The sequence below is a fragment of the Rhizomicrobium sp. genome, assembly GCA_037200045.1.
GTDB lineage: Bacteria > Pseudomonadota > Alphaproteobacteria > Micropepsales > Micropepsaceae > Rhizomicrobium.
On sequence record JBBCHM010000001.1, the window covers coordinates 1,128,715 to 1,155,688 of the forward strand.

The 26,974-nt window shown below is 66.3% G+C and carries 27 protein-coding genes; 9 read left to right on the forward strand and 18 right to left on the reverse strand.

Features of this window, described 5'->3' with window-relative positions; translation table 11 throughout:
* Window positions 1-57 precede the first annotated feature (57 nt).
* Window positions 58-1,461: a HAMP domain-containing sensor histidine kinase gene (locus WDM86_05000; GenBank protein ID MEI9989378.1), complete on the forward strand. Its 1,404-nt coding sequence runs from the start codon at window positions 58-60 to the stop codon at window positions 1,459-1,461.
* A gap of 77 nt (window positions 1,462-1,538) precedes the next feature.
* On the opposite strand, the gene glnA is transcribed toward WDM86_05000, so the two are convergent.
* From glnA to WDM86_05015, 3 genes are all read right to left on the reverse strand, one after another.
* Window positions 1,539-2,951: a type I glutamate--ammonia ligase gene (glnA, locus tag WDM86_05005; protein ID MEI9989379.1), complete on the reverse strand. Its 1,413-nt coding sequence runs from the start codon at window positions 2,949-2,951 to the stop codon at window positions 1,539-1,541.
* A 51-nt stretch (window positions 2,952-3,002) separates the two neighbouring features.
* A complete protein-coding gene (locus WDM86_05010; GenBank protein ID MEI9989380.1) occupies window positions 3,003-3,341 on the reverse strand; it encodes a P-II family nitrogen regulator in 339 nt (112 codons plus the stop codon).
* A gap of 167 nt (window positions 3,342-3,508) precedes the next feature.
* The gene (locus WDM86_05015; protein MEI9989381.1) at window positions 3,509-3,751 is read right to left on the reverse strand and encodes a hypothetical protein; all 243 of its coding nucleotides are present in this window, start codon (window positions 3,749-3,751) and stop codon (window positions 3,509-3,511) included.
* Between the two features lie 145 nt (window positions 3,752-3,896).
* Between WDM86_05015 and WDM86_05020 the strand changes: the two genes are divergently transcribed.
* From WDM86_05020 to WDM86_05030, 3 genes are read left to right on the forward strand one after another with little or no spacing between them, the layout of a single operon-like run.
* Entirely contained in the window at window positions 3,897-4,316 is a 420-nt protein-coding gene (locus tag WDM86_05020) for a putative toxin-antitoxin system toxin component, PIN family (protein MEI9989382.1), read from the forward strand.
* Window positions 4,313-4,561 (forward strand): hypothetical protein, encoded by a 249-nt coding sequence (locus WDM86_05025; GenBank protein MEI9989383.1) that lies wholly within the window; start codon window positions 4,313-4,315, stop codon window positions 4,559-4,561. Before WDM86_05020 ends, WDM86_05025 begins: the two co-directional genes overlap by 4 nt.
* On the forward strand, window positions 4,562-5,734 hold the full coding sequence (locus tag WDM86_05030; protein MEI9989384.1) for an aminotransferase: 1,173 nt from the start codon (window positions 4,562-4,564) through the stop codon (window positions 5,732-5,734).
* Window positions 5,735-5,744: 10 nt separating this feature from the next.
* Here the strand turns inward: WDM86_05030 and WDM86_05035 are convergent, their stop codons facing one another.
* The 9 genes from WDM86_05035 to WDM86_05075 form a co-directional block, all read right to left on the reverse strand.
* On the reverse strand, window positions 5,745-7,109 hold the full coding sequence (locus WDM86_05035) for an SH3 domain-containing protein (protein MEI9989385.1): 1,365 nt from the start codon (window positions 7,107-7,109) through the stop codon (window positions 5,745-5,747).
* 108 nt (window positions 7,110-7,217) lie between these two features.
* Entirely contained in the window at window positions 7,218-9,674 is a 2,457-nt protein-coding gene (gene gyrB, locus WDM86_05040) for a DNA topoisomerase (ATP-hydrolyzing) subunit B (GenBank protein ID MEI9989386.1), read from the reverse strand.
* A gap of 45 nt (window positions 9,675-9,719) precedes the next feature.
* On the reverse strand, window positions 9,720-10,922 hold the full coding sequence (gene recF / locus WDM86_05045) for a DNA replication/repair protein RecF (GenBank protein MEI9989387.1): 1,203 nt from the start codon (window positions 10,920-10,922) through the stop codon (window positions 9,720-9,722).
* A 2-nt stretch (window positions 10,923-10,924) separates the two neighbouring features.
* The gene (dnaN, locus tag WDM86_05050) at window positions 10,925-12,046 is read right to left on the reverse strand and encodes a DNA polymerase III subunit beta (protein MEI9989388.1); all 1,122 of its coding nucleotides are present in this window, start codon (window positions 12,044-12,046) and stop codon (window positions 10,925-10,927) included.
* A 282-nt stretch (window positions 12,047-12,328) separates the two neighbouring features.
* Window positions 12,329-13,741, reverse strand: coding sequence for a chromosomal replication initiator protein DnaA (dnaA, locus tag WDM86_05055; protein ID MEI9989389.1), 1,413 nt, complete (start codon window positions 13,739-13,741; stop codon window positions 12,329-12,331).
* Between the two features lie 154 nt (window positions 13,742-13,895).
* Window positions 13,896-14,327, reverse strand: a complete 432-nt coding sequence (locus tag WDM86_05060; GenBank protein ID MEI9989390.1) for a rhodanese-like domain-containing protein — start codon at window positions 14,325-14,327, stop codon at window positions 13,896-13,898.
* A 445-nt stretch (window positions 14,328-14,772) separates the two neighbouring features.
* The gene (rpsT, locus tag WDM86_05065; protein MEI9989391.1) at window positions 14,773-15,039 is read right to left on the reverse strand and encodes a 30S ribosomal protein S20; all 267 of its coding nucleotides are present in this window, start codon (window positions 15,037-15,039) and stop codon (window positions 14,773-14,775) included.
* 63 nt (window positions 15,040-15,102) lie between these two features.
* The gene (locus WDM86_05070) at window positions 15,103-15,882 is read right to left on the reverse strand and encodes an enoyl-CoA hydratase (GenBank protein MEI9989392.1); all 780 of its coding nucleotides are present in this window, start codon (window positions 15,880-15,882) and stop codon (window positions 15,103-15,105) included.
* Window positions 15,883-15,892: 10 nt separating this feature from the next.
* A complete protein-coding gene (locus tag WDM86_05075) occupies window positions 15,893-16,138 on the reverse strand; it encodes a helix-turn-helix domain-containing protein (GenBank protein ID MEI9989393.1) in 246 nt (81 codons plus the stop codon).
* A 193-nt stretch (window positions 16,139-16,331) separates the two neighbouring features.
* Here WDM86_05075 and WDM86_05080 point away from each other — a divergent pair, with 193 nt between their 5' ends.
* The gene (locus WDM86_05080) at window positions 16,332-17,963 is read left to right on the forward strand and encodes a SulP family inorganic anion transporter (GenBank protein MEI9989394.1); all 1,632 of its coding nucleotides are present in this window, start codon (window positions 16,332-16,334) and stop codon (window positions 17,961-17,963) included.
* Here WDM86_05080 and WDM86_05085 read toward each other — a convergent pair.
* Together WDM86_05085 and mutM are read right to left on the reverse strand one after the other, a co-directional pair.
* Window positions 17,960-18,541, reverse strand: coding sequence for a GNAT family protein (locus WDM86_05085; protein MEI9989395.1), 582 nt, complete (start codon window positions 18,539-18,541; stop codon window positions 17,960-17,962). The genes WDM86_05080 and WDM86_05085 overlap by 4 nt on opposite strands.
* A gap of 168 nt (window positions 18,542-18,709) precedes the next feature.
* On the reverse strand, window positions 18,710-19,579 hold the full coding sequence (gene mutM / locus WDM86_05090; GenBank protein ID MEI9989396.1) for a bifunctional DNA-formamidopyrimidine glycosylase/DNA-(apurinic or apyrimidinic site) lyase: 870 nt from the start codon (window positions 19,577-19,579) through the stop codon (window positions 18,710-18,712).
* Window positions 19,580-19,704: 125 nt separating this feature from the next.
* On the opposite strand from mutM, the gene ubiE reads away from it, so the two are divergent.
* Genes ubiE through WDM86_05110 form a run of 4 tightly spaced genes read left to right on the forward strand, consistent with a single transcriptional unit; the run spans window position 19,705 to window position 22,640 of the window.
* Window positions 19,705-20,463, forward strand: a complete 759-nt coding sequence (gene ubiE / locus WDM86_05095; protein MEI9989397.1) for a bifunctional demethylmenaquinone methyltransferase/2-methoxy-6-polyprenyl-1,4-benzoquinol methylase UbiE — start codon at window positions 19,705-19,707, stop codon at window positions 20,461-20,463.
* A complete protein-coding gene (gene ubiB, locus WDM86_05100; protein ID MEI9989398.1) occupies window positions 20,460-22,025 on the forward strand; it encodes a 2-polyprenylphenol 6-hydroxylase in 1,566 nt (521 codons plus the stop codon). The genes ubiE and ubiB overlap by 4 nt, the downstream gene beginning before the upstream one ends.
* A gap of 37 nt (window positions 22,026-22,062) precedes the next feature.
* The gene (locus WDM86_05105; protein ID MEI9989399.1) at window positions 22,063-22,281 is read left to right on the forward strand and encodes a CopG family transcriptional regulator; all 219 of its coding nucleotides are present in this window, start codon (window positions 22,063-22,065) and stop codon (window positions 22,279-22,281) included.
* Entirely contained in the window at window positions 22,275-22,640 is a 366-nt protein-coding gene (locus WDM86_05110; GenBank protein ID MEI9989400.1) for a type II toxin-antitoxin system VapC family toxin, read from the forward strand. Before WDM86_05105 ends, WDM86_05110 begins: the two co-directional genes overlap by 7 nt.
* On the opposite strand, the gene WDM86_05115 is transcribed toward WDM86_05110, so the two are convergent.
* The 4 genes from WDM86_05115 to WDM86_05130 form a co-directional block, all read right to left on the reverse strand.
* Complete coding sequence (locus WDM86_05115) at window positions 22,641-23,072, reverse strand: hypothetical protein (protein ID MEI9989401.1); 432 nt, start codon at window positions 23,070-23,072, stop codon at window positions 22,641-22,643. It abuts the gene before it with no gap.
* A gap of 120 nt (window positions 23,073-23,192) precedes the next feature.
* Window positions 23,193-24,599, reverse strand: a complete 1,407-nt coding sequence (locus WDM86_05120; protein ID MEI9989402.1) for an MATE family efflux transporter — start codon at window positions 24,597-24,599, stop codon at window positions 23,193-23,195.
* Window positions 24,600-24,967: 368 nt separating this feature from the next.
* Entirely contained in the window at window positions 24,968-25,420 is a 453-nt protein-coding gene (locus tag WDM86_05125; protein MEI9989403.1) for a hypothetical protein, read from the reverse strand.
* A gap of 202 nt (window positions 25,421-25,622) precedes the next feature.
* Window positions 25,623-26,948 carry a TROVE domain-containing protein gene (locus WDM86_05130; GenBank protein ID MEI9989404.1) on the reverse strand — a complete coding sequence of 442 codons (1,326 nt, stop codon included), beginning with the start codon at window positions 26,946-26,948 and terminating at the stop codon, window positions 25,623-25,625.
* Between the last annotated feature and the right edge of the window lie 26 nt (window positions 26,949-26,974).

Here is a 26,974-nt window from a genome sequence, read left to right on the forward strand (position 1 = left end):
GGCAGGGGTGGCCCAGTGGGTTTCGGACAGCAGCTGAGAGTCAGGCGTAGCGCCGATGTGCGCGTCCTGAACGCGCAGCTCGATCTCGTCGCCGGTGCGATGCGCACCACGCGCTTCACCTCGCCGCTCTGGGCGCTGGCTTTGGCGTGGCTCGGCTCCGACGCCTTCGGCTATCTCGGCAGCCGCCCGTTCGAGCAGGCGATCCTGCTTCCCATCATCGTGTCGATCACGATGTTCCTCGCCTCCAACGTCGTCTCCTTCTATCAGATGACGACGGCCGGCCAGACCGACTACGAGGCGGTGCGCCCGTGGTTCGCGCGCATGACGATCCTGCAGGTCGTCATCAGCACGATCTGGGGCCTGGTGCCCTGGCTGCTCTGGGATCCGGCGAGCGAGCTCAACCATATCTTCCTCGCCGGCGCGACGCTTGCGATGCTGTCCACGCTGATCGTCAGCCGCGCCACGCATATGGACATGTTCGTCGCCTGCCTGGCGCCGATCTCCGCGGTGGCGGCGCTGCGCTTCGCCTTCGGCGATTCGATGCTCGACTACGGCACCGCGCTGGTCATTCCGGCCTTCGCGGCGCAGCTCTTCTTCGACGGCCGGCGCCTGGCGCGCCGCGTCGACGAGGACGCCCGCCTGCGTTTCCAGGTCGAGGACCTGGCGCGCGAGCTGGAAGAGACCCGCGACGAGGCCCTGCGCAAGCGCTTCGAGGCCGAGACCGCGAATGCCTCCAAGACCGCCTTCCTCGCCAATATGAGCCATGAGCTGCGCACGCCGCTGAACGCCATCCTCGGCTTCTCGGAGATCATCGCGCAGGAATGCTTCGGCCCGGTCGGTTCGCAGCGCTACAGGGAATATGCCGGCGATATCCATTCCTCGGGCGCGCATCTGCTCAGCCTGATCAACGATCTGCTCGACGTCGCCAAGATCGAGGCCGGCAAGATGGAGATCGCGCCGCATCCGCTCGATGCCCGCCGCACCTTCGACATCGCGCTCAAGCTGATCGGCGCCAAGGCGCGCGAGCGCCAGCAGACGCTCGCCATCGAGGTCGATCCCGCCGCCCCGCCGCTCCACGCCGACGAGCGCGCCCTCAAGCAGATTCTGATCAATCTGTGCTCCAACGCGGTCAAGTTCACGCCCGAAGGCGGCCGCATCACGGTGCGCGCCGAGCTCGCGCGCTGCGGCGGCTTCCAGATTTCGGTGCAGGACAACGGCCCCGGCATCCCGCGCGAGAAGCTCGACAAGATCTTCACGCCCTTCAGCCAGGTCGACAACCGCTACGACCGCCAGGCCGGCGGCACCGGCCTGGGCCTGGCGCTGGTGCGGGGCCTCGCCGAGCTGCATGGCGGCCGCGCCTGGCTCGAGAGCGAGCCGGGCAAGGGCTGCTGCGCCTATGTCGTGCTCCCGGCCGTGCAGCCCGATGCCAAGCAGGACGGCGCTCAGCACGCCGCTGCTTAGCGAGACACCCGAAGTGACGAAAAGAGAAAGGGCGCGCCACCGGCGCGCCCTTTTTCCATTTCAAGTTTTCGGTCGGCTTAGACCGAGTAATACATTTTGAACTCGACCGGATGCGGGGTGTGCTCGAAGGCGTACACTTCGCTCATCTTCAGCTCGATATAGGCGTCGATGAAGTCGTCGCTGAACACGCCGCCCTTCTTCAGGAAGCCGCGGTCCTTGTCGAGATTCTCCAGCGCTTCGCGCAGGCTGCCGCAAACCGTCGGCACTTGCTTCAACTCTTCCGGCGGCAGCGCATAGAGATCCTTGTCCATCGGGTCGCCCGGATGGATCTTGTTCTCGATGCCGTCAAGGCCCGCCATCAGCATCGACGCATAGGCGAGGTAGGGGTTCGCGCCCGGATCGGGGAAGCGAACCTCGACGCGCTTGCCCTTGGGCGAGGCCGAGAACGGGATGCGGCACGACGCCGAGCGGTTGCGCGACGAATAGGCGAGCAGCACCGGCGCCTCGAAGCCCGGGATCAGGCGCTTGTAGGAGTTGGTCAGCGGGTTGGTGAAGGCGTTGATCGCCTTGGCATGCTTGATGATGCCGCCGATGTAGTAGAGGCAGGTGTCCGACAGGTCGGCATAGCCCGAGCCGGCGAAGAGCGGCTTGCCGCCCTTCCAGATCGACTGATGCACGTGCATGCCCGAACCGTTGTCGCCGAAGATCGGCTTGGGCATGAAGGTCGCCGATTTGCCGTAGGCGGCCGCGACCTGGTGGATCACGTACTTATAAATCTGCATGTAGTCGCCGCACTTGGTCAGCGTGTTGAACTTGAAGCCAAGTTCATGCTGCGCGGTGGCGACCTCGTGGTGGTGCTTTTCCGGCTGGATGCCCATGTCGCCCATGATGGCGAGCATCTCGCCGCGCATGTCCTGGGCCGAGTCGACCGGCGGCACCGGGAAGTAGCCGCCCTTGACGCCGGGACGGTGGCCGAGATTGCCCTGCTCGTACTCCGTGCCGGTGTTGTAGGCGCCTTCCATCGCGTCGAGATAGTAGTAGCCCTTGTTCATCCCCACCTCGAAGCGCACGTCGTCGAAGATGAAGAACTCCGCTTCCGGGCCGAAATAGGTGGTGTCGCCGACGCCCGACGCGTTGACATATTTCTCGGCCGCCTTGGCGATCGAGCGCGGACAGCGGCCATAGCGCTGGCCGGTGGTCGGCTCGACCACGTCGCAGATGATGACGAGCGTGGTCTGCGCGAAGAACGGATCGATCACCGCGGTGTCGAGGTCGGGCACCAGCGTCATGTCCGACTCGTTGATCGCCTTCCATCCCGCGATGGACGATCCGTCGAACATCGTTCCGTTCGTCAGGAAGTCCTCGTCGACCATGGATAGGTCGAAGGTGACGTGCTGCCACTTGCCGCGCGGATCGGTGAACCGCACGTCGACGAACTTGACCTCCTTGGCCTTGATCATCGCCAGAATGCTTGCCGGACTATTTGCCATGGTCGTACGTCTTCCCCTTCAAGAAGTTGAACTTACCCAACGCGGGATTCTTCAGATGGCGTCCGCGCCGGTCTCGCCGGTGCGGATGCGGATGGCTTCCTCGACATTGAGGACGAATATCTTGCCGTCGCCGATGCGTCCCGTGCGCGCAGCCTTCTGGATCGCCTCGACCGAGGCCTCGACCCGCGCCTCGTCGACCACGATTTCGATCTTCACCTTGGGCAGGAAATCCACGACGTATTCGGCGCCGCGGTACAGTTCGGTGTGGCCCTTCTGGCGGCCGAAGCCCTTGGCCTCCGTCACCGTGATGCCCTGGACGCCGACTTCCTGCAGCGCCTCTTTCACTTCATCGAGTTTGAACGGCTTTATGATCGCTTCGATCTTCTTCATTTATCTCTCCCGTGCGGTTTGGATACACCGCGTCGTTAACGAAGAAGCAGGGTCTGTGCCAAGCCTCTGGCCAAGCGAAATCAAGCGCTTATGAAATATCTTCTTCGCGGGCCGAAGGCAAAGGATCGATAAATAGGCAAACTGCCTGAAATAGCGCCGCCCGAAACTCACCCGAATTCGGGCCGCTCGGCCATGCCGCAATAGCCGTGATTGGCCATCGCGACGCCGGTTCCGGCCTTCAGATTGGAGACATGGACCTCGCGCCAGACCATGCATGCGCTGGCGATACAGTGATAGGGCGCGGGCGAGCCTTTGAAGCCGTCATTGAGGGTATTGAACACCCGGTTGCTGCCGTCGACCCTGGCGAACGGGCACCAGCGCTCCCGGGCTTCTTCCTCGCTCAAATACATTTCAAATTTTCCATGTGGACACCACGCGCGACTAGCGGCTCCGCGGCCTAACGGACCCTGAATCCGATCTCGTATTAGGGGTTCTACGGAGGCGCGCTTGCGGACGGCCTTTTCATATCGCATACGATATGATAGTTTTTTTGTCGTGCGGATCGTCCTCGATACGTCCTGCGTCGTTGCTGCGTTGCGGAGCCCCGCGGGGGCATCGGCGACGCTGCTGCGTGCGGCGCGCAAGGAACGGCTGACTCTGTTGGTGAGTGTCCCGCTGGCGATTGAATACGAGGCGGTCTGCAGCCGGGCCGAACATCGGACCGCGGCGGGTTTGGACGAGGAGGAGGTTCGGATTTTCCTCGACGCGTTGATCGCTATGGCCGAGCCGGTCGAACCTCACTATCTTTGGCGGCCGCAATTGCGCGATGCCGCCGACGAAATGGTGTTGGAGGCGGCGGCAAATGGGAGAGCGGACGCCATCGTGACGTTCAACATCGGCGATTTCGGGTCCGCTCCACGGATGTTTGGTATCGCGGTTCTGTTGCCGAGCGATGCCTTGAAGAGGATGGGATGAGCAAGGAAACGGCCGCATACGCGTTGCGCTTGCCGAAATCGCTGAAGAAGGCGGTCGAGAAATTGAGCAAGGAGGACGGCACGAGCATCAACCAGTTCGTGACGTCGGCGGTTGCCGAAAAGGTGAGCGCGTTGAAGACCGCGGAGTTCTTCGCCGAGCGCCGGGGGCGGGCCGACTTTCGTGCCTTCGACCGCATCCTGAACCGCAAGCGCGGCAAGAAACCGCGCAAAGGTGACGAGCTGTAAGTGAGCAGGCCGTTCAACCCCGTCTTCGCCTCGCTGCCGACCACCATCTTCACCCATATGTCGGCCCTGGCGGTCGAGCATGGCGCGATCAATCTCGGCCAGGGCTTTCCCGACGAGGACGGCCCGCTCGCCGTGCGCGAAGCCGCGGCGCGCGCGCTGATCGAGGGGCCCAACCAGTATCCGCCGATGAAAGGCCGGGCGGAGCTGCGCCGCGCCATCGCCGGCCACGCCAGGCGGTTCCATGACCTGGATTTCGATCCCGAGACCGAGGTGCTGATCACCTCCGGCGCCACCGAGGCCTTGACCGCCTCGATCATGGGCCTGGTGGGGCAGGGCGACGAGTTCGTGCTGATCGAGCCGTCCTACGATTCCTACCGCCCCATCGCACTGGCCGTCGGCGCCACGGTGAAAAGCGTGAAGCTTAGCCCTCCGCGCTTCCGACTCACCGAACCGGATCTGTGCGCCGTGGTCGGGCCCAGGACCCGCGCCGTCCTGATCAACACGCCGCTCAACCCGGTCGGCCGCGTCTTCGACCGCGAGGAGCTCGGGACGTTGGCGCGCGTGGTGAAGGACACCGACGCCGTGGTGATCTGCGACGAGGTCTATGAGCACCTCGTTTTCGACGGCAAGACCGTGCCGCCGCTGATCGCGCTGCCCGGCATGGCGGATCGCTGCGTGCGCATCGGCTCGGCCGGCAAGATGTTCTCGCTGACCGGCTGGAAGGTCGGCTGGGTCGCGGGCCCGCGCGCGCTGGTCGAGGTCGTGACCAAGGCGCATCAGTTCATCACCTTCACCACACCGACTGCGCTGCAGCTCGGCGTCGCCTATGGCATCGAAAACGAGATCGACTTCACGCTGAACCTGACGCGGGAGCTCGAGGCCAAGCGCGACAAGCTCGCCGCCGGCATCGCCAAACTGGGCTTCGATGTCTTGCCCTGCGAAGGCACCTACTTCCTCACCGCCGGCATTCGCGGCCTCACCAACGAACCCGACCGCGCCTTCTGCGAGCGCCTGGCGAAGGAGGCCGGAGTCGCGCTGATCCCGCTCAGCGTGTTCTTCGACGACGGCACGCCCGACCACATGGTCCGGTTCGCCTTCTGCAAGAAGCACGCGGTGATCGACGAGGCGCTGGCGCGGCTGGAGCGGTATTTCAGCGCGCCGCACGCGATCTGAGATTCGATGTCTACGGCCCTGGCAGCGTGACCTCGGAGGCGCGGACCCAGCCGAGTGGCTGCTTCTCGCCGACATGGAGCCAGGCGCTGCGCTGTTCGTAGACCTCGAAGATATCGCCGAGCCTGGCGCGCGCGCGGATCGCGGATGTTTCGCTTGGCGCGGCGCGGATGGTCGCGGTGCTCTGCATCACCAGCACGACGTCGTGCTTCGCCGCGGGCGCGGATTGCGGAAGGCTTGCGGTCGTCGAAGGGAGCTCCGTCGGCGCCGGCGGAGGGATATGCCGGATCACCACGGCACCGAGCGCCAGGCCGCACAACCCAAGCACGAACCAATCGGCGAAAAAGGAGGCGGGCGATGCCGGCGGCGTAAAGGCTTCCGGCGGCATGAAGTCCTCGTCCGTGATGGGATCGGGCATGTGCCAGGGCGCGGTGTCCTGCGCATCGCGCAGGGCGGCGCGGAATTCGTACCAGGCACTGCGGAAATAGCTGGTCCGCGCATAGCTGCTGACGAGATAGTTCGCATCGCCGCCGACCTCGCTGCGCAGCGCGACGCTGCCATAGCGCAGGATGGGAATCTGCCGGTTGCGGCTGGCGCGGCGGTCGCGCGTACCGTCGCGATTGGCGATGAGCCAGGTGTGGCCGCTCAGTTCGGTGTCGTCAGGCACCACGCCTTCCTCGCACAGGCTCAACGCCGAGATCGTAAAGCGGATGTCGCGGGCGTCGAACAGCGCGAAGTCGTCGGCGCTCCGCCACCGGATCGCGACCGTCGGATAGACGATCAGCGTCGAACCCTGTGCGCTGGGCAGGCGAAAGGCTCGCGCGTCGCTGCGCACGATGTCGAGGCCTTCGGCGGCGAAGACGATCGGCGTTCGCGGCATCTTCGCGCCGCGCCGGGCCTGCCGCTCCGATGCGGTGATGTCCCATATGCCGTCGCTTCGTCCCAGCGCCGCGAACGCGTCCACCAGCCCGTCGAACTTCTCCACGGCCTTGGTGCCGAGCCCGAAATCGATGTCCACGATGCAGGCCGCGAGATCGCCGTTCAGGCGCTCGCAGGTCTTGCGCGCCTCGAACGCCTTGCGCGCGATCGCGGCCAGGCGGCGGCGGAACACGAGGCGCAGGAGAAAGCACTGTGCCGCCGATAGCGCCAAGCGTGCGCGCCGCTCGCGCCGTCCCGCCCGCGCGAGCGTCTGGAGCAGTTCGGCCCGCTTGCGCAACGCCTGGTCGAGAATGTTCTGCAGCGCGAAGAGCCCGACGCTCGTCGCGGCGGCCGGCTCGTCTTCGATATCGCGCAGGCCGAGCGTGGTGCTGATGCCGCCGCTGCTTAGGTTGAGCCTTATCCCCGGAAACAGACTTGCACGCGAGAGGCGAAATCCCATGGAACGCCCGGTAGAGCAATGCAATCTTAAGTTGTACTTATATGTAATACACGTCAACACCACGAGCGCGGATTTGCGGTATCGGCGGACGGCGTTCCGTGGAGTTCCCTAAACGTCCAGCGTCGCGTTCAGGGCGTGGTCCTGGATGAACTCGCGGCGCGGCTCCACCACTTCGCCCATCAGCTTGGTGAAGAGATCGTCCGCCTCGTCGACATGCTCGACTTTTACGCGCAGCAGCGTGCGGGCGTTTTCGTCCAGCGTCGTCTCCCAGAGCTGCTCGGGATTCATCTCGCCCAGGCCCTTGTAGCGCTGCAGCGACAATCCCTTGCGGCCCCAGTCGAGCACGGCTTCCAGAAGCTGGCTCGGCGCGCGCACCTCCACCGTCTCGTCCTTGCGGCGAAGCTGGCCGGCCTTGAGATAGGCGTGCTGCAAATCCGGCGCCATGCGGTCGAGCTTGCGCGCGTCGGCGCTGTCGATCAGCGCGCCGTCGATCGCCACCGCCTCGCGCACGCCGCGCACCTCGCGCCAGAATTTCAGGCCGCCGTCGGAGGTCGGCTCGCCGTGCCAGCCCCGCTCGAACTCCTCGGAAAGCAGATCGAGGCGCTGCGCGATATAGGTCGCGGCGGCCGCGACCTTCTCCTTGTCCGCGACGATCTCGGGATTGAGCGCGCCGGCGATCGCCGCCTGCTCCAGCACGAAGCGCGGATAGTGCAGCGGAAAGCCGTTCAGCGCCGCCACCGCCTGCCGCGCCTTGTAGACCACCGCGTCGAAATCCGCGCCGGCCACCACCTCGCCCGAATGCAGCGTGAACACCGCGCCCTCCGAACCCTCGGAGAGGATGTAATCGTCGTATTCCTGCTGGTCCTTCAGATAGACCTCGGTCTTGCCGCGCGCCGCCTTGTAGAGCGGCGGCTGGGCGATATAGATGTGCCCGCGCTCGATCAGCTCGGGCATCTGCCGATAGAAGAATGTCAGCAGCAGCGTGCGGATATGCGCGCCGTCGACGTCGGCGTCGGTCATGATGATGATCTTGTGATAGCGCAGCTTGTCGGCGTTGAACTCCTCGCGCCCGATGCCGGTGCCGAGCGCGGTGATCAGCGAGATGATGGAATCGCTCGTCAGCATACGGTCGAACCGCACGCGCTCGATGTTCAGGATCTTGCCGCGCAGCGGCAGCACCGCCTGGTTCTCGCGGTTGCGCGCCTGCTTGGCGCTGCCGCCGGCGCTGTCGCCCTCGACGATGAAGATTTCGCATTTCGAAGGATCGCGCTCCTGGCAGTCGGCCAGCTTGCCCGGCAGCGAGGCGCCGTCGAGCACGCCCTTGCGCCGCGTCAGCTCGCGCGCCTTGCGCGCCGCCTCGCGCGCGAGAGCAGCCTCCATCACCTTGCCGACGACCTGCTTGGCCTCGCCCGGATGCTCCTCCAGCCAGCGGCCGAGCTGGTCGATCACGACGCTCTCCACCACCGGGCGCACTTCGGAGGAGACCAGCTTCTCCTTGGTCTGCGACGAGAATTTCGGATCGGGCACCTTCACCGACAACACGCAGGTCAACCCCTCGCGGCAATCGTCGCCGGTCAGCGGCACCTTGTCCTTCTTGGCGGTCGCCATCTCGTCGGCGTATTTCGTCACCACCCGCGTCAGCGCGGCGCGGAAGCCGGCCAGATGCGTGCCGCCGTCCTTCTGCGGGATGTTGTTGGTGAAGCACAGCATGCTCTCGTGGTAGCTGTCGTTCCATGTCAGCGCGACTTCCACCGTCATGCCGTCGCGCTCGGCGATGATCATGATCGGCGCGGAGATCAGCGAGGTCTTGGTGCGGTCGAGATACTGCACGAAGGCCTTGAGGCCGCCCTCGTAATGCAGCGTGGTCTCCTTCGCCTCGACGCCGCGCTTGTCGGCCAGGATGATGGTCACGCCCGAATTGAGGAAGGCCAGTTCGCGCAGCCGGTGCTCCAGCGTCGCGAAATCGAATTCGGTCTTGGTGAAGGTCGCGGTCGAGGGCAGGAAGGTCACTTCGGTGCCGCGCTGGCCCGGCTTGGCGTCGGCCACGATCCTGAGCGGCGCCTCGGGCTCGCCGTGGCGGAAACGCATGTAGTGTTCCTTGCCGTCGCGCCAGATGCGCAAATCGAGGAACTCGCTGAGCGCGTTCACCACCGACACGCCGACGCCGTGCAGGCCGCCCGAGACCTTGTAGGCGTTCTGCTCGAACTTACCGCCGGCATGGAGTTGGGTCATGATGACCTCGGCCGCGCTGACGCCTTCGCCTTCGTGGATGCCCGTGGGGATGCCGCGGCCATTGTCGCGCACGGTGACCGAGCCGTCGGCGTTCAGCGCCACGTCGACCCGCGTGGCATAGCCCGCCAGCGCCTCGTCGATCGCGTTGTCGACGACCTCGTAGACCATGTGGTGCAGGCCCGAGCCGTCATCGGTGTCGCCGATATACATGCCCGGCCGCTTGCGCACGGCATCGAGGCCCTTCAGCACCTTGATGCTGTCGGCGCCGTATTCCTCGGCGCCGTCGCCGGTGCCGCCGTTGAGTCCGTGACCGTTGGTGGTATCGCCTGACATCAATTCAAAGCCGTGCCGTGGATCGTGAGTGAAAGGACCAAAGTGCTACTCCTGACGGGCGAATTGGCCGTCGGTGACGTGGAACACGTCCGCGCGGCCGTTCAGGCCCGCGAACAGCGACAGGTCGGTCCCCGTCATCCAGGCCTGCGCGCCCAGCGCCGCGATCTCCTCGAACAGCGCCGCGCGGCGCACGACGTCGAGATGCGCCGCGATCTCGTCCAGCAGCAGCAGCGGCGCATGGCCGCCCCGCGCCGCGGACAGTTCCCAGGCATCGGCCAGCACGATGGAGATCAGGAGGGCCTTCTGCTCGCCGGTCGAACATTCGCGCGCATCGGCCCGCTTGGCGGTATGGCGCACCGAAAGATCGGTCAAATGCGGCCCGGCCGTCGTGCGCCCGGCTTCCGCGTCGCGCACCCGCGACCGCGCGAGTTTCTCGCGCAAGGCCTCCCGCGCGCCGTCGCCGAGCTCGGCCAGCAGCGCATCGGTCTCGCCGTCGAGGGCAAGCTGCGCGCTGGGGAATGCCCCGGCTTCGCCCCGTGCGGCCAGCGCGCGATTGAGCCGCTCGACGGTCTGCGCCCGCGAGACCGCCATCGCGATGCCGGCCTCGACCATCTCGGCTTCGAGCCCGTCGAGCCAGGCCGGATCGCGCGGCCCGAATTTCAACAGCCGCGCCCGCTCGCGCATCGCGGTCTCGTAGCGCGTCGTGGTCCGCGCATGGCCGGCATCGAAGCCGAGCACCAGCCGGTCGAGGAATTTGCGTCGCCCGCTCGCGCCCTCGATGAAGAGGCGGTCCATCGCCGGCGTCAGCCACAGCATCTGCACCAGCTCGCCGAGCTCGGATGAATTCTGCGCCGGCGCGCCGTTGAGGCGCACCTGCCGCCGCTCGCCGCCATTGGGCCCGAGCGTCAGTCCGGTGCCGACCTCGTACGCTTCGCCCTGGCGCATCACGGTCGCCGCCACAGCCCACAGCGCATCGGACGGCGCCGACGGCCCGCGCCGCACATGTTCGCCGAGCCTGGCGCCGCGCAGGCCGCGCCCGGGCGACAGCAGCGAGATGGCATCGAGCAGGTTGGTCTTGCCGGCGCCGTTCGGCCCCGCCAGCACCACGGGTGCGCCGCTCACGCCAAGCTCCGCTTCCGCATAGGAGCGGAAATTGCGCAAGGTCAGGCGCGTCACCGCCAGCCGCGCGTGCGTTGCCTCAAAGGCGGACGCCGCGCCGTCCGGGCGCTGTGTCGGCTGGGTGTTCAATCTCAGACCCGCATCGGCATGAGGACGTAGAGCCAGCGGGCGTCGTCGCCGTCCTCGATGATGGTGGGCGAGCCGGCGTCGGACAGCAGGAAGCGGATGTCCTTGCCCTCGATCTGGCTCGTGATGTCGAGGAGATATTTGGCGTTGAAGCCGATCTCCATCGCCGGCGCGTTGTAGGTCGCGCTCAACTCCTCCGTCGCCGTGCCGCTTTCCGGATTGACGACCGAGAGCGTCACCTTGTCCTTCGCCACCGCCAGCTTCACCGCGCGCGTCTTGTCGGCGGAGATGGTCGAGACGCGGTCGACGGAATGGGAGAACTCCTTGGCCTCCAGCGACAGCGCCTTGTCGTTGCCGGCGGGAATGATCCGCTGATAGTCCGGGAAGGTGCCGTCGATCAGCTTGGAGGTCAGCTCCACGCCGTTGAAGGTGAACTGGATCTTGGTGTCCGACAGCGAGATCTCGATCGCGCCGTCCGCGTCGTCGAGCAGCCGGCGCAGTTCCGTCACCGTCTTGCGCGGCACGATGATGCCCGGCATGTCGGCCGCGCCCTCGGGCAGGTCGAGTTCGAAGCGCGCCAGCCGGTGGCCGTCCGTCGCCGCGGCGCGCAGGACTTTCGCCTTGCCGTCCTTGGTGACGTGCATGTGGATGCCCATCAGGTAGAACCGCGTCTCGTCGCTCGCCATGGCGAAGCGGGTCTTGTCGATCAGCCGTTTCAAATCGTCCGCGGCGAGGCGGAAGCGGTGGGGCAGGGCGCCCGCCGCCATTTGCGGGAAGTCCTCCTTGGGCAGGCAGGCGAGTTCGAACCGCACCGAGCCGGCCGAGACTGCGAGCCGTCCGCCCTCGCTGGTCAGCAACTCGGCCTGCACCTGGGCGCCCTCGGGCAGCTTGCGCACGATGTCGTAGAGCATGTGCGCCGGCGCGGTCGCCGCGCCGTTGCGCAGCACGTCGGCCGGAATGGCCTCCACGATCTCGATATCGAGATCGGTGGCGGTCAGCTTGAGCTGGCTCTTGCCGGCCTCGATCAGGACGTTGGAGAGGATCGGAATGGTGTTGCGGCGTTCGACGACACTTTGGACGTGGCTCAGCGCCTTCAGGAAGGCACCGCGTTCGACGTTGATTTTCATCGTTCTCGCTGCAAGGTTTCGGGCCGCTTGAAAACTCCGGGTCCAGCCCCCGCGGACGGGTTTGTAAACCGTTGATTTCCTTAAGCTTCCAGGCGGCCGGGACTCAGGTTTCGCAGTATAGCAAAACCCCTGGAAAGGGCGAAGAAATAATGTGCGTGTTCCGCACCGCCCGGCGCGCCGATTCCGCGCCCCGTCCGGTTGAATCGGTTCCCGTTGAAGGACCGCCTTCCAAGGAAAAACGGCGCCCGGGGGAGCGCCGTTTTCCGTTTCAGGTTCCGCGGCTCAGTTGGTCCGCGACAGCACCGAGCGCAGGAACTCCACTTCCTGCTTGAAGGAGGTGTCCTCCAGGCACAGCGCCTCGATCCGGCGGCAAGCATGCAGCACGGTGGTGTGGTCGCGCCCGCCGAAGCGCCGCCCGATCTCGGGCAGCGAACGGGTGGTGAGCTGGCGCGCCAGATACATCGCGACCTGCCTGGGCCGCGCCACGCGGCGCGCGCGCTGCGGCGAATGGAAATCGCGCACGTCGAGCTTGTAGAACTCCGCCGTCTTCCTCTGGATGTCCTCGATCGAGGTCTTGGCGCCCGGCGCGCTGCGCAGGCCCACCACGTCCTCGATGGTCTCCAGCGTCACGGGCTTCTTGGTGAGGTCGGTGTAGGTCGCCAGCTTGGTGAACACGCCGATCAGCTCGCGCGGCGACGCATCGTCCATGTCGGCGATGTGCTCCAAGACGTCGTTCGGCAGCAGCGCCTGCGGCTTGTGCCGCGCGAATTCGGCGGCGCGGGCCTTCAGGATCGCCAGCCGCGTCTCGCGGTCCGGCTTGTCCAGCGTCACCACGAGGCCGCCGGCCAGCCGCGACTTCACGTCGGCGCCGAGGCCTTCGAGCGCCGCCGGGGAACGGTCGGCGGCGATCACCACGCGGCGGCGCAGATCGGCGAAGGCGTTGACGGTGTAGAGGAACTCCGACGCCGTCGCGGTCGAGCGGCAGATGTGCTGCAGATCGTCGATCAGCAGCACCTCGGCGGTGCGCAGCTCCTCCTTGAAGGCCAGCGTGTCCTTGCGATAGAGCGCGCCCAGGAAGTGGCGCATGAAATCCTCGGAGCGCAGGAACAGCGCGCGCTTGCCGCGCTTGCGGAATTCCAGCGCGGCGGCGTTCAGCAGATGGGTCTTGCCGAAGCCGAAGCCGCCATGGATGTAGAGCAAAGTGAGGTCGCTCTGCGCGCCCTCCGCGAAGCTCCTGGCGGCCGACAGGCCGAACTCGTTCGCCGGACCGGCGACGAAGCTCTCGAAGGTCTGCTGCGGATGCAGCATGCGGGTCCACAGACCCTTGGTCGCCTCGGTGACCGGCTCGTCGTCGGCATGGTCGACGGCGACGCTCTGGGCCTCGGGGCGCGGCATCTCGCGCACCAGCCCGCCGCCCACGACCGGCTTGGGCGTGACGAGGATGATGGCGATGGATTGCGGCTCGGCGCCTTCGCCGCGCAGCGCGCGCTCGATCCGGGTGACATAGCGTTCGGCGACCCAGTTGCGGATGAACGATTTGGTCGTCCCGATCCGGATCTCGTCCTTGTCGAAACCCTCCAGCGTCAAGGGGCCGATCCAGGCGTCGAACACCGCATCGCCCAATTCCCGGCGCAGCCGCTCGCGCGCACCCGCCCATGCCGCCGGCCAATCGGGCCGCATCGGCTTATTCGTCATCTGTCCCACTACCATTCTACCCGCCTCGCTTGTCCGGCGTCTTGTGCGCCGGCGTGCCCTTGTTCGGTCCGGGCTTTGCGCCCGGTTCGTCGTTCGTGCGGCCCTTTCTAGGCCGCTGGCCCTCGTCGCATACGTCGGATACCCCCGTGTCTGGTCATGTCTGCTTCCAGGGAAGGCCCGAGGCCTTCCAGCCGTTCTTGAGGCCGCGATGGCGCTCGCCGTCGAGGTCGCCCTCGAAGCCGCCCGCGATGTTGTAGGCCTTGGCGTAGCCGGCCTTGGTCAGGGCGATGGCCGCGGCGCGCGAGCGCACGCCCGAGCGGCAGAGCAGCAGGACCGGCGCGCTCTTGTCGGCGCCTTCGGCCTCGGCCACGAAGGCCGGATTGACCTGCATGGTGGGGAAGACCTGCCACTGCACCAGCGCGGCCTCGCGGCCGAGTTCGCTGAGATCGGGAATGCCGACGAAATTCCATTCCGCGTTGGTGCGCACGTCGACCAGCCGCGCCCTGGGGTCGGATTTGAGGAGCGCCCAGGCGTCCAGCGCGCTCAAGTCGCCGGCATAGTCGGAAGAAGGATTATCGGCAGCCATCGGTCGAAAGTCCCGGCAAAGTTCCACGCCGACCGGGCAAAGCCCAGTCTGGGTAGGTCACAATTTAGAGGATTTAGCGGTTACAGTACTTGCAGTCGGTGCAGCAATACTGGGTCGAAGTCCCGAATACTATTCTTTTATTGGGCGATTTGTTCGACATCTTTTTCTCTTGCCACCGAACGAAGGTTAATCTCACGCATTTCCGAATCGCTGACAAGTGAACGAATGGGGAACTTTGACGATTCTGCATCAATTGGATGTCGAGCTAAGTCTTTCGTCCGTATAAGGATTTTCGGATTAAGGACGTTGGCCCGCCGAATCAGACACTTACGCGACAGTTCCGTGTCGCTGCGCCGCAGCAATGCGCCTGTACAAGGAATTTCAGTCTACGGACAATAAAACGCCCGCCGCAATGCAACAGTTTCGAATCCGCCAAAGGACTCAGCTATTTGCCGAGCTTGGCGAGCCGCTTGGCCAGGCGCGAGACCTTACGGGCGCCGGTGTTCTTGTGCAGGATCCCCTTGGAAACGCCGCGCATGATCTCCGGTTCCGCCGCCTTGAGGGCCGCCTGCGCCGCCGCCTTGTCGCCCTTGGTCAGCGCTTCCTCGACCTTGCGGACGAAGCCGCGGACGCGGGTCTTGCGCGCCTGGTTGATCTGGGTCCGCTTGGCCGTGGTGCGGACGCGCTTCTTGGACGAGGCGATATTGGGCATCAGGTCTTCCTGCTCGAAATCGGAGGCGGGCGTATAAACCCGTACGGGGCGGGGGTCAAACCCCTATTTGTCGGTGAAATTCGCTTTACGCTTTTCGGCGAAGGCGGCCATGCCTTCCTTCTGGTCGGCGGTGGCGAACATCGAATGGAACAACCGCCGCTCGAACCGCACGCCCTCGGTCAGGGTGGTCTCATAGGCGCGGTTGACCGTCTCCTTGGTCATCATGACGATGGGGAGGGACTGCTCGGCGATCTTGGCGGCGGCCTTCATCGCCTCGGCCAGCAGCTCCGCCGCCGGCACGACCCGGCTGACGAGGCCGGCGCGTTCGGCCTCGGCGGCGTCCATGGTACGGCCGGTCAGGCACATTTCCATCGCCTTGGACTTGCCGACGAAGCGCGTCAGCCGCTGGCTGCCGCCGATGCCCGGCATAACGCCGAGCGTGATCTCGGGCTGGCCGAATTTGGCGGTGTCGGCCGCGATGATGAAGTCGCACAGCATGGCAAGCTCGCAGCCACCGCCCAGCGCCCAGCCGGCGACGGCGGCGAGGATCGGCTTGCGGATCGCCGAGATCCGGTCGTTGGCCTCGGCGAAGAAGTTCTCGCGGTACATGTCCATGTAGGATTTGGGCGCCATCTCCTTGATGTCGGCGCCGGCGGCGAAGGCGCGTTCCGAGCCGGTCAGCACGATGCAGCGCACCGCGTCGTCGCGATCCCAGGCTTCGAGCTGGGTCACCAGTTCGCCGATCAGCTCGGAATTCAGCGCGTTGAGCGCCTTGGGCCGGTTCAGCGTGATGACGCCGACCTTGCCCTCGATCGCGGCGACGATGTTGAGATGATTGGTCATGGATGGCTCCCTACTCGCGCAACCTTACACCGCGTCCGCCGCCCGTGCTTGGCGTTCCCGCGTCGAGCAGGACGATGCCCAGCGCCTCGATCGCGCGCACCAGCTTCATCAGCGAATCCACATTGCCGCGGATCACGCCCTCGCTCGCCTCCATCCGCTGGATGGTGGGAACCGACAGTTCCGACTTCTCGGCGAGCTGGCGCTGGTCGATTCCGGCCAGAGCCCGGGCGGCCCGCAACTGGGCGGCGGTGATCATGCGGTTCCCCCGAAGTCGGGTGCGACAGTAGGTTTACCACGTGTCAAATCAATAAATTGATGTTTAAGACATGACATCTTATGTATGAGAAGCATATTCAAGTGGCGCAAACGTGGATTCCGCAGCGGATTTCAAGCCTCCCCACAGTGTGGAAACACCCGCCCCGGCGCAAGCGGGCGGTTGGCATCTTTTCGTGCCCAAGCTTTACACCGCCCTGCACGAGGGCTACCGGCTCGCCGATCTGCGCGCCGATGTCTTCGCCGGGCTGACGGTCGCCATCGTCGCCCTGCCGCTGTCGCTGGCGCTCGCCATCGCGAGCGGCGTGTCGCCGGAGCGGGGCCTGTTCACCGCCATCGTCGCCGGCTTCTTGATTTCCGCGCTCGGCGGCAGCCGCTACCAGATCGGCGGACCGACCGGCGCCTTCGTGGTCGTGGTGTTCAACGTCGTCGCCAAATACGGCTATGACGGCCTTGCCGTCGCCACCCTGATGGCGGGCGTTCTGCTGGTGATCGCCGGCCTGGCGCGGCTCGGCAGCTTCATCAAATACATTCCCTATCCGGTGGTGACCGGCTTCACCTCCGGCATCGCGATCATCATCTTCTCCAGCCAGGTCGGCGACATCCTCGGGCTGACGCTGCACGGCGTTCCGGGCGACGTCTGGGGCAAATGGCAAGCCTATGCCGGCGCGATCGGCACGCTCAATCCGGCGGCGCTGGCCGTGGCGGCCGTCGCGCTCGCCCTCATCGTGCTGATGCGGCGCTATACGCCCAAGGCGCCGGCCTTCCTTATCGTGCTGATCGCCGCCGCCGTCGCCGTCTGGCTGCTCGGCCTGCACGTCGCGACCATCGGCACGCGCTTCGGCACGCTGCCGAACCTGCTGCCGGCGCCGCACCTGCCGCGCACCAGCTTTCAGCAGACGCGCGAGCTTCTGCCCTCGGCCTTCACGATCTTCATCCTCGGCGGCATCGAATCGCTGCTGTCGGCGGTGGTCGCCGACGGCATGACGGGACGGCGCCACCGTTCCAATTGCGAGCTCGTGGCGCAGGGCATCGCCAATGTCGCGAGCGCCTGCATGGGCGGCATTCCCGCCACCGGCGCCATCGCGCGCACCGCGACCAATATCCGCTCCGGCGCCCGGACGCCGGTCGCCGGCATCGTGCACGCGCTCGCGATCCTCGCCACGCTCGCCGCGCTGGCGCCGCTCGCCTCCTATGTGCCGCTGGGCGCGCTCGGCGCGGTGCTGGCCATCGTGTGCTGGAACATGGCGGAGTTCGAATCCTTCCGCCGCATCCTGTCGGGTCCGACCGGCGATAGGGTGATCCTCGTCCTCACCTTCGCGCTGACCGTGTTCGTCGATCTTTCCGTCGCCATCGGCGTCGGGCTGGTGATGGCCTCCTTCCTCTTCATGCACCGCATGGCCGGCGTGGTGGAGACGCGGATGAACATGTCGCTGATGGAGGACGACGTCGACGACCTCCTCTTGCCCGACGGCACGGCGATCAACCGCCGTTCGCTGCCGCCGGGCGTCGAGGTGTTCCGCCTCAGCGGGCCGTTCTTCTTCGGCGCGGCGGCGACCTTCGAGGAGGTGCTGGCACGCGCCGGCGGCCGGCCCAAGACGCTGATATTGACGATGGACGCGGTGCCGCTGATCGACGCGACCGGCGCGGCGACGCTGGCGAAGTTCGTCGCCACCGCGGCGGCCCGCGGCACGCGCATCATCCTGTCCGGCCTGCAGGCCGATCCCGCCAAGGTGCTCGACCAGATGCAGGTCGCGGTGCCGCGCGCCGCCGACCTGGCGCAGGCGCTGGCCGCCGCGCGCGCCTAGCAGGCCTTGTTGCCGGCTTCGCGCGGATTGACCGCCGCCATCGTCATCATGTCGTGCCAGGCGCCGCCGAGATAGACCGCGTTGGCATGGCGGCCCTCGGCCGCGAAGCCGGCCCGGCGATAGGCGGCGATCGCCCGTTCATTGTCGGCCAGCACGCGAAGCTGCACGCGCATCAGGTTGAGATGGTCCCAGGCATAGTCGAGGCCGAGCGACACTGCCGCAGCCCCGATGCCCTTGCCGCGATCCTGCTCGACGCCGATGCGGATGCCGAGGTCGGCGCAGCGATTGACGGGATGGATGCCGCTCAGCATCAGCGTGCCGACCGCCTGCGCCCGCCCCGCCGCGCGGATCGCGAACACCACGCGGCTCTGGTCGGACGCCGCGGTGGCGAGCCAATTGGCGAACGCGACGCCGTCGATCGGCCGGTAGGGCAGGTCCAGGCCCGCGGTCTCGATGTCGTTGGTCCACAGGAAGAGATTGCCGGTGTCCTCCGGCATGAGCGGTCCCAGCGCGACGCCGCCGCGCATCATCAGCGTGCGGACGATGGAATCGGGGAATGGCTGACGGGCAACGCTCATGCGCAGACTCCTGCTCAGGCGTGAACCCATCGTTCCCCAAAACGACGACGTTCCGTTTCATATGCCGCGCCGATACGGCGCGACGCCGCGCAATCTGCGCGCCGCCGCCTAAGGCGAAGTAAAAACCGGCGGCCTGTAAGGTTAATTCGGCGTCATTTGCCGGAGAGACTATCGCTGACACTTCGGACAATAGAACGTCGACCGCCCTGCCTGCACGATGCGCTTGATCGTTCCCTTGCCGCCGGAGCAGGGCTCGCCCTCGCGGCCATAGACCGCGAAATTGTGCTGGAACATGCCAAGTTCGCCGTCGGTGCGCTTGTGGTCGCGCAGGGACGAGCCGCCGGCCTTGATCGCCTCGCGCAGCACCGCCTTGATCGCCGGCACCAGCAGCGCGACCTGGTCGGGGCGCACCTTCGCCGCCAGCCGCGTGGGCGAGATGCCCGCCCGGAACAGCGCCTCGCACACATATATATTGCCGAGCCCCGCGATCACCCGCTGGTCGAGCAGCGCCGACTTGATCGGCGTCTTCTTGCCCTTGAGCGCCGCGGCCAGATACGCCGCGTCGAATTCGCCCGACAGGGGTTCGATGCCGAGGCCCTGGAACAGCTTGTGCTCGCCCAGCTGATCGGTCTGGACCAGCAGCATCAGGCCGAAGCGGCGAGGGTCGTTGAACACGATCCGCGCCGGCGCATCGGTGTCCATCACGACGTGATCATGCTTGTCGGTGCCGACCGTCGCGTCGCCGAGATCGTGGACGTAAGTGCCGAGCTTCCTGGCGGCGCCCGCGACATGCACGCTCATCCGCCCGCTCATGCCCAGATGGATGACCAGCGTCTCGCCGTCGTCGAGATCGCCCAGGATGTATTTCGCCCGCCGCCACAGCCGCGTCACGCGCCGCCCCGTCAGCCGCCCGGCGAAGTCGTTCGGGAACGGCACGCGCAGACCGCCGCGCCGCGTCTCGACATGGGTGAAGCGGTGGCCCTCCATCACGGGCAAAAGCCCCATCCGGACGGTTTCGACTTCGGGCAGTTCGGGCATGCCTTAATCCTGTCATCCCGGCCGAGCGAAGCGAGAGCCGGGACCCATGGCGAAACGTCACAATAGGTCCCGGATCGCTTCGCTGCGCTACGCGTCCGGGATGACAATATTGTATGGTTCGGTCAATGAGTGACAGCAACACCACCGCCAGCTTCGGATTTCGCGACGTCCCGGAGGCCGAGAAGGAAGCCCTCGTGCGCGAGGTGTTTTCCTCCGTCGCCTCGAAATACGACCTGATGAACGATCTGATGTCGGCTGGCGTCCACAGGCTGTGGAAGGACGCCTTCGTCGAATGGCTGAACCCGCGCCCCGGCTGGCGCGTGCTCGATGTCGCCGGCGGCACCGGCGACATCGCCTTCCGCATCGCCGATGCCGTGCGCGCCAAAGGCGGCGCGGCCGAGATCGTGGTCTGCGATATCAATGCCGACATGGTGGGCGAGGGCGTGCGCCGCGCCGAGGCCAAGGGCGAACGCGCCATCGAATGGGTCACCGGCGACGCCGAGGCGCTGCCGATCCCGAGCGCCAGCATGGACGCCTATACGATCGCCTTCGGCATCCGCAATGTGACGCATATCGACAAGGCGCTGGCCGAGGCACGGCGCGTGCTGAAGCCGGGCGGGCGCTTCCTCTGCCTCGAATTCTCGCGCGTCGACGCGCCGGGGCTCGATGCGCTCTACGACGCCTATTCGCTGAACGTGCTGCCGAGGCTTGGCGCGATGGTGGCCGGCGACGCCGAGGCCTATCGCTATCTCGCCGAAAGCATCCGCCGCTTCCCGCCGCAACGCGCTTTCGCCAAGATGATCGAGACGGCGGGCCTTTCGCAGGTGAAGGTCCGCAACCTCACCGGCGGCATCGCGGCGATGCATTCGGCCTGGAAGATATGAGCGCCCTCGCCGACTACCGGCGCCTGTGGCACGCCGCGCGCGTGCTGGCGCGCAACGACGCACTGTTCCCCAAGGAATACGAAGCCCTGCTGCCGCCATCGGCGCGGCTGGCGCGGCGGTTGCTCGGCAGCGGACGCGCCAAGAACGACACGGCGCCGCCCGGCGTGCGGCTGGCGCGCGCGTTGGAGAGCCTCGGCCCCGCTTACATCAAGCTCGGCCAGGTGCTGGCGACGCGGCCCGACATCGTCGGCGACGAGGTCGCGACCGCGCTCGAACAACTCCAGGATCGCCTGCCGCCTTTCCCCACCGCACAGGCGCGGGCGGTCATCGCCGATGCGCTCGATCGCCCCGTCGACAGCCTGTTCGCCGCGCTGTCCGAGCCGGTGGCCGCCGCCTCCATCGCCCAGGTGCATGACGGGCTGACCGCGACCGATCCGCCGGTGCGCGTCGCGGTGAAGGTGCTGCGCCCCAACATCGTCGCCGATTTCGGCCGCGACCTGTCCGCTTTCGCACTCGCCGCGCGCCTCGCCGAGCGCTGGATCCCGGCGTCGCGCCGCCTGCGCCCCCGCGCGGTGGTGGACATGCTGGCCGCGTCCGTCGCGCTCGAACTCGATCTGCGGATGGAAGCCGCCGGCGCCTCGGAGCTGGAGGAGCGCACGCGGTCCGATCCCGATTTCCGCGTGCCGCATATCGACTGGAACCGCACCTCCGACAAGGTGATGACCAGCGAATGGATCGACGGCATCGGGATCCGCGACCGCGACGCGCTGATCGCCGCCGGCCACGATCCCAGGCGCATCGCCATGCTCGTGATCCGCAGCTTCCTCAACCAGGCGCTGCGCGACGGTTTCTTCCATGCCGACATGCATCCGGGAAACCTGTTCGTCGACGCCGAGGGCCGGCTCGTGGCGGTCGATTTCGGCATCATGGGCCGGCTCGACGAGACCATGCGCCGCTTCATGGCGGAGACGCTGGCCGGCTTCCTCGCGCGCGACTACCGCCGCGTGGCGCAGGTGCATTACGATGTCGCCTTCGTGCCGGCGCATCATCCGGTGGAGACCTTCGCGCAGGCGTTGCGCGCCATCGGCGAGCCGATCTTCGGCCGCCCGGTGAAGGACGTTTCGATGGCGCGGCTGCTGCAGCAGCTCTTCGACACCACGCGCCGCTTCGAGATGGAAGCGCAGCCGCAGCTTCTCCTGCTTCAGAAGACCATGGTGGTGGTCGAGGGCGTGGCGCGTTCGCTCGATCCGGATTTCGACATCTGGGAAGCGAGCCGTCCCGTGGTCGAGAAATGGATGATTGAGCGCATGGGTCCCGAGGCGCGGCTGCGCGACGCCGCCGACGGGCTGACGGCGATGGGCAGGGTGGCACAGAACCTGCCGCAGCTCCTGCGCAATGCCGAGATCGTCTCCGCGATGCTGGCCGACGGGGGCGTCAGGCTGCATCCGGATTCGGTGAGGCTGATCGCCACCGCCCAGGTGTCACAGACACGGCACGTCCGCATCGCGATCTGGATCGCCGCCGGCGCCCTCGGCGTGCTGGCGGTTCTGCCGTTCCTCTAGGATTGATATACAGGGGCGATATCACTATGATATCGTCATGCGAACGCTGGTCGACATCCCGGACAAGCAGCTCAAGGAGCTGACACGCCTATCGAAGGCGCGCAAAACCTCGCGCGCCGCGATCATCCGCGAGGCGGTGACCGACTATCTCGGCCGCAAGCGGTCCTTTGGCGCGGACGATCCCGCGTTCGGGCTGTGGGGCGACCGCAAGATCGACGGGCTGGAATACCAGCGCAAGATCCGTTCCGAATGGTAGGCGTGCTGGTCGATACGAGCATCCTGATCGACTATCTCAATCGCGTTCCGCCGGCCATCGCGGAGCTTTCGCGCCATCCCACGGCGGCGATAAGCACGATCGGATGGATCGAAGTCATGGTCGGTGCCACGCCCGCCTCGGAAGTCGGCACGCGGGCTTTTCTCGATCGCTTCGAACGCATCCCGTTGGACGATGCCGTGTGCGAGCGCGCCGTTCGTCTGCGCCGGGTGTATCGGTTGAAGCTCCCCGACGCCATCTCGTTGGCGTCGGCGCAAGTCACGGGCCGTCTCTTCGTCACGCGCGATGCAAAGGACTTCGCAAAGATCGATCCGACGATCCGTATTCCCTACAAGCTCTGATCAGACGATCCGCACCCGGCCCGCGTCGCAGGCCTTGGTGCCCTTCGCGTCGGTGACATAGACCCGCACATTCACCGTGTGGTTCGCCAGATCGGGAACGTCCGGCACCTGCACCTGTACCGTATGGCGCGCCACGGTCTGCCGTGTCGCCAGCACCGCCGAATAGCCGGTCGGCGCGTCGCCCGCCTTGGCGTCCAGCGACATCACCACGCGCACATCGGCGCCGCTCGACCGGATGCCGTCGCAGGCGATCGCGAATTGCGTGCCGCGCGTCACGGTCGGGATGCCGTCGCCGCCCGGATCGGCCGGGGCATAGCTCGTGATCCGCGCCGTGATGGTCGTGATGCCGTTGGCGAAGGCCGGCGCGGCCGTGGCCAGCAGGACTGCGAAACCGATCCCCAAGGCGCGCATGGCGTAGTCCTCGAACCTCATCGAATCCAATCCTACTCCGGTCTTATGAACTTACCAATAGTGGTTGGCGGCGCCGGCCCGCTCAAACCGGCAACCGGCGGCATTTCCGCGTGAAACTTCCGACAGAAATGCCGCCGCGCCTTACCGATCCCGCGACATGTACCAGAACCGCCAGCACAGCAAGACGGCGGCGACCAGGAGCCCGAAGGCGAGCCCGATCCAGATCCCGAACCCCTGCATCCCAAGGCCGAAGCCCAGGAAAATGCAGGTCGGGAAGCCGGCCAGCCAATAGCTCGCGCCCGCGATCCACATCGGCGCGCGGGCGTCCTTCAACCCGCGCAGGCTGAGCGCCGCCGCGACCTGCACGCCGTCGAACAGCTGGAACGCCGCCGCCACGTGCAGGAACGTCACCGCCAGCGCCAGCGCCGGCAGGTTCGCCTGCGTCGCCGGCAGGATCAGCGAGGCGATCTCGAACGGCCAGAGCGCCAGCACCACCGCGCAGAGCGACATGAACAGCGCCGCGACCAGGATCGCCGTCCAGCCGGCGCGCCGGATCGCCTCGCGGTCGGCCGCGCCCGCCGCCAGGCCGACGCGCACCGTCGCCGCCATCGCCACGCCCAAGGGCACCATGAAGGTCACCGACGGGATGTTGAGCGAGACGATATGCGCCGCCAGCACGTCCTTGCCGAGATGGCCCATGATGAAGTTGGAGGAGAAGAACAGCAGCGCCTCGAACAGCATGGTGAAGCCGATCGGCAGGCCGAGCACGTAGATCTCCTTCAGCTTCGACCAGTTCGGCGTCAGCGCGTCGATGAAGATGCGGTATCGGTGCAGCTTCGGCGTCAGGCGGACGACCGTCAGCATGGCGAGGAAGGTGAAGGCGAACGAGGTCGCGCTCGCGATACCGGATCCCATGAGCCCGAGGCGCGGCGCCCCGAAATGGCCGAAGATCAGCGCATAGTCGAACAGCCCGTTGAACAGCACGGCCAGCGACACCACGATCAGCGAGGCGCGCGGCTTGGACAGCGCCGTCGAATAGTTGCGCAGCACCTGGAAGCCCAGGCTGAAGGGCAGGCCGAAGGACAGCGGCACGACGAATTTGCTCGCCGCCTCCGCCAGCTCCGGCGTCTGGCCGAGCAGGATGAGGATCGGCCGGGCGCACCACAGGAACACCATCAGCGGCGTCGCCACCATCACCACCGACCAGAACCCCATGCGGGCGACCACGCGCACGTCGCGCGTGTTGCCCGGGTCGGCGCCCAGGATGTGCGCGATCATCGGCGATACCGCCGCGGTGGGCCCGCTTCCCAGGATCCAGCAGAAATAGAACAGCGTGTTGCCCAGGACGGCGCCGGCGAGCGCGGTGGTCGAGAACCGCGCCAGCATGGTGGTGTCGGTCACGCCGATCGCCATCTGCGCGAGCTGGGTGAGGATGAGCGGGCCGGCGAGCTTGAGCAGCTCGCGGCCTTCGGCGATCCAGGCGTCGAGACCGTGCCCCGTTACCGGAAGGCCGGCATGTTCGAGATCGAGTTCGGCAATATCGGTCATGATACGGACTTGTCTTTATTAGACCCGAACCCGACACGAAGGTGGCAGCAAGCCAACAAAAAACCCTCCGGAGCTGGGCTCGGGAGGGTGGACGTCTGCGCCGGGGCGTATCCCTAGCGCGCGGCTGCCTCGCGAGCGACGAAAGCGGTCTTCCCGCCCTGCGGGCGGAAAGGCGCGGTCGTGATGACCTTGGACATGGAACTGTGCATCAGTCTCGCTCGGTTGCTTCCGCAGGCCCCATGCCCGCGAACACTTGTTGGGGTTACGCCCCGAATCTTTCGAAGTCAACACACCGAATTGTGTCGTCACGCAAAGGTTCAATGCGTGACCGCGAAGTCACGTTCGCGCGTGCACAATACCCGATACGCTCAATTGAATACGGCGCTCGCTTCGGCCCGGCAGCGCGACCTCCACAGGCCTATGACATCGCCGGACTTCCAGTCGCTTGGCCTCTGGCCGGGCAAAGCCAAGCCGGGCAGGTTCGCGCTGAACGAATATTCGTAGTTTCCCGGTACGCCGGATCGTGCGGCATCGAACGTGACGACGTAGCCGTCTCCCGGCCGTTCGGTGGCCCTGTACGACACAAGCGGATGAAGCCAACTCGGGCCGCCGTTGAAGACGCTCTGTGAGTCGGTCAGGGTCAGCCTGACGTGATCGACGCCCGGAAGGCGTTTCGCAGTCCGAATCATGCAGGCGACAATGCGCTGCAATTTGGGGTCGAGATCGCGCACGTTCGACGCATGCGCACCGACGCCCAAAGCCAACAGGACGACAAGGCCTGCCCAAAGCAGACGGCAAGGGTAGGTCAGCTTGTTTGTCATGCCAGCCCTTATTATCGGAAGGATATCACCGGTCGCCTCAAAAGAAAAAAGCGCCGGCAGCTTTCGCCGCCGGCGCCTCTCTTCACCCCTTCACGCACACCACCTGACCCATGAACACGACCGCCGATCGTGTGCATGGATGGCCGCCACAAGGGCAGCCATGACGGTTGTGGGGTGTTGAAGTGCGGCCCCAACCGCTGCTTCAGACGCGCTCGTCCTCGAGCGCGGCGATCCATGCGATCACCGCTTCGGAGAAGCCGTCGACGCGCCGCCAGTCGCCGTGGCCCACACCGTGCTGGTAGGAGGCCACGTTGACCATGTATCCGGTTCCCTTGGGCGCCGGCACACGGTCATGGCTCTGCTCGTCGGTGAAGACGATCAGGCGCATCGCCTTGGCGTCGATCTGTCCGATCGCCGCCCCGAGCTGCGTGCTGCCATGCGGCTGGCTGCCCACGATCGCGTCGCGCAGCGCGAAGCCGCGGCGGGGCGGCACCTTCACGGTCTTGTCGGAGAACGTGAAGATATCCACCTCGTCGCACACCTCGCGCGCCAGGATCGCGAGGCCACACGCCGCTTCCGCGCGCGTCATCTCGGACTGCGCGGAGAGCGGGTAGAACATCGATCCCGACACGTCGATCAGGAGCCGCGTGCGGCCGGCGAGCCGCGCGTAACCCTTGACCGACTTCAGCATCGCGGATTCGAGCTCGGGCTCGAAATCCGGCGCATAGCGCGCCGCCGTGATGAAGCGATAGGGAAGGACACGGTCCGTCCGCATCGCCTCGATCGCGCCGGCGATCGTCTTGCGCTCCACGCCCGCTTTCTGCATCAGGCGCAGATTGCGCAGCAGCGCCAGCCCGCCAAGCTTCTTGTCGGCGATCAGCCGCTCGAAGGTCTCGGCCTTGTCCTTTCCGCCTGAGAGCGACACTTCCCAGGTGTCGGGCGAGGTCAGCGTGCCGTCGACAAGCTGCTTCCACACCTTTGCCTGGTCGGCGTCCCTCGGCTTGGCGTGCGTCAGGAACAACACGTCCCGGATGCGCACCGCGCCGTCGCGGTCGTACTTGGCGAGCCGATAGGCGTCGAACTTGGCGATGGCGCGCGCCAGGCCCTTCTTGATCTGCGCCGAGACCGGCTGCTTCTTGCGCTGCTGCATGGGTCCGAGCGCGTCGGCCCAGTAGATCGCGAGAAACTCCGTCATCTCGTCGGGACGCTGGATCACGCGCGCCAGCGTATCGGCGACCAGCACGCGGTGCTTTTCGTGCCGCGCCATCTCGCGCACGACCAGAAGCGGCGCATGGCGCAGCTTCATGTCCTCGCGCGCCGCGATGGCGAGCTGCGCCACGCGCGCCGGCTCGACCAGCGGCACGAGCGCCTTGATGCGGTCGGCGATGGTGACGCCGTCCTCGTAGAACTGGTCCTCCCACAGGAGGCAGTTCATCAGCGCGCGCTTCAGCTCCTGCTCGGGCGTGAAGCGCTTGGCGCGCGCCCCCTCATGGGTGAACGCGCGCAGGATCTTGTTGAGCTTGGCCATGACGGGCCCCCTCTGGTTGAATGAGA

What these genes read in the sequence shown, in the direction of transcription:
- glnA (MEI9989379.1), bottom strand. Translation starts at nt 2,951, where the DNA reads ATGGCAAATAGTCCGGCAAGCATTCTGGCGATGATCAAGGCCAAGGAG.
- WDM86_05010 (MEI9989380.1), bottom strand. Translation starts at nt 3,341, where the DNA reads ATGAAGAAGATCGAAGCGATCATAAAGCCGTTCAAACTCGATGAAGTG.
- WDM86_05015 (MEI9989381.1), bottom strand. Translation starts at nt 3,751, where the DNA reads ATGTATTTGAGCGAGGAAGAAGCCCGGGAGCGCTGGTGCCCGTTCGCC.
- WDM86_05025 (MEI9989383.1), top strand. Translation starts at nt 4,313, where the DNA reads ATGAGCAAGGAAACGGCCGCATACGCGTTGCGCTTGCCGAAATCGCTG.
- WDM86_05035 (MEI9989385.1), bottom strand. Translation starts at nt 7,109, where the DNA reads ATGGGATTTCGCCTCTCGCGTGCAAGTCTGTTTCCGGGGATAAGGCTC.
- gyrB (MEI9989386.1), bottom strand. Translation starts at nt 9,674, where the DNA reads ATGTCAGGCGATACCACCAACGGTCACGGACTCAACGGCGGCACCGGC.
- dnaN (MEI9989388.1), bottom strand. Translation starts at nt 12,046, where the DNA reads ATGAAAATCAACGTCGAACGCGGTGCCTTCCTGAAGGCGCTGAGCCAC.
- dnaA (MEI9989389.1), bottom strand. Translation starts at nt 13,741, where the DNA reads ATGACGAATAAGCCGATGCGGCCCGATTGGCCGGCGGCATGGGCGGGT.
- WDM86_05060 (MEI9989390.1), bottom strand. Translation starts at nt 14,327, where the DNA reads ATGGCTGCCGATAATCCTTCTTCCGACTATGCCGGCGACTTGAGCGCG.
- rpsT (MEI9989391.1), bottom strand. Translation starts at nt 15,039, where the DNA reads ATGCCCAATATCGCCTCGTCCAAGAAGCGCGTCCGCACCACGGCCAAG.
- WDM86_05070 (MEI9989392.1), bottom strand. Translation starts at nt 15,882, where the DNA reads ATGACCAATCATCTCAACATCGTCGCCGCGATCGAGGGCAAGGTCGGC.
- WDM86_05075 (MEI9989393.1), bottom strand. Translation starts at nt 16,138, where the DNA reads ATGATCACCGCCGCCCAGTTGCGGGCCGCCCGGGCTCTGGCCGGAATC.
- WDM86_05085 (MEI9989395.1), bottom strand. Translation starts at nt 18,541, where the DNA reads ATGAGCGTTGCCCGTCAGCCATTCCCCGATTCCATCGTCCGCACGCTG.
- mutM (MEI9989396.1), bottom strand. Translation starts at nt 19,579, where the DNA reads ATGCCCGAACTGCCCGAAGTCGAAACCGTCCGGATGGGGCTTTTGCCC.
- ubiE (MEI9989397.1), top strand. Translation starts at nt 19,705, where the DNA reads ATGAGTGACAGCAACACCACCGCCAGCTTCGGATTTCGCGACGTCCCG.
- ubiB (MEI9989398.1), top strand. Translation starts at nt 20,460, where the DNA reads ATGAGCGCCCTCGCCGACTACCGGCGCCTGTGGCACGCCGCGCGCGTG.
- WDM86_05105 (MEI9989399.1), top strand. Translation starts at nt 22,063, where the DNA reads ATGCGAACGCTGGTCGACATCCCGGACAAGCAGCTCAAGGAGCTGACA.
- WDM86_05110 (MEI9989400.1), top strand. Translation starts at nt 22,275, where the DNA reads ATGGTAGGCGTGCTGGTCGATACGAGCATCCTGATCGACTATCTCAAT.
- WDM86_05115 (MEI9989401.1), bottom strand. Translation starts at nt 23,072, where the DNA reads ATGAGGTTCGAGGACTACGCCATGCGCGCCTTGGGGATCGGTTTCGCA.
- WDM86_05120 (MEI9989402.1), bottom strand. Translation starts at nt 24,599, where the DNA reads ATGACCGATATTGCCGAACTCGATCTCGAACATGCCGGCCTTCCGGTA.
- WDM86_05125 (MEI9989403.1), bottom strand. Translation starts at nt 25,420, where the DNA reads ATGACAAACAAGCTGACCTACCCTTGCCGTCTGCTTTGGGCAGGCCTT.
- WDM86_05130 (MEI9989404.1), bottom strand. Translation starts at nt 26,948, where the DNA reads ATGGCCAAGCTCAACAAGATCCTGCGCGCGTTCACCCATGAGGGGGCG.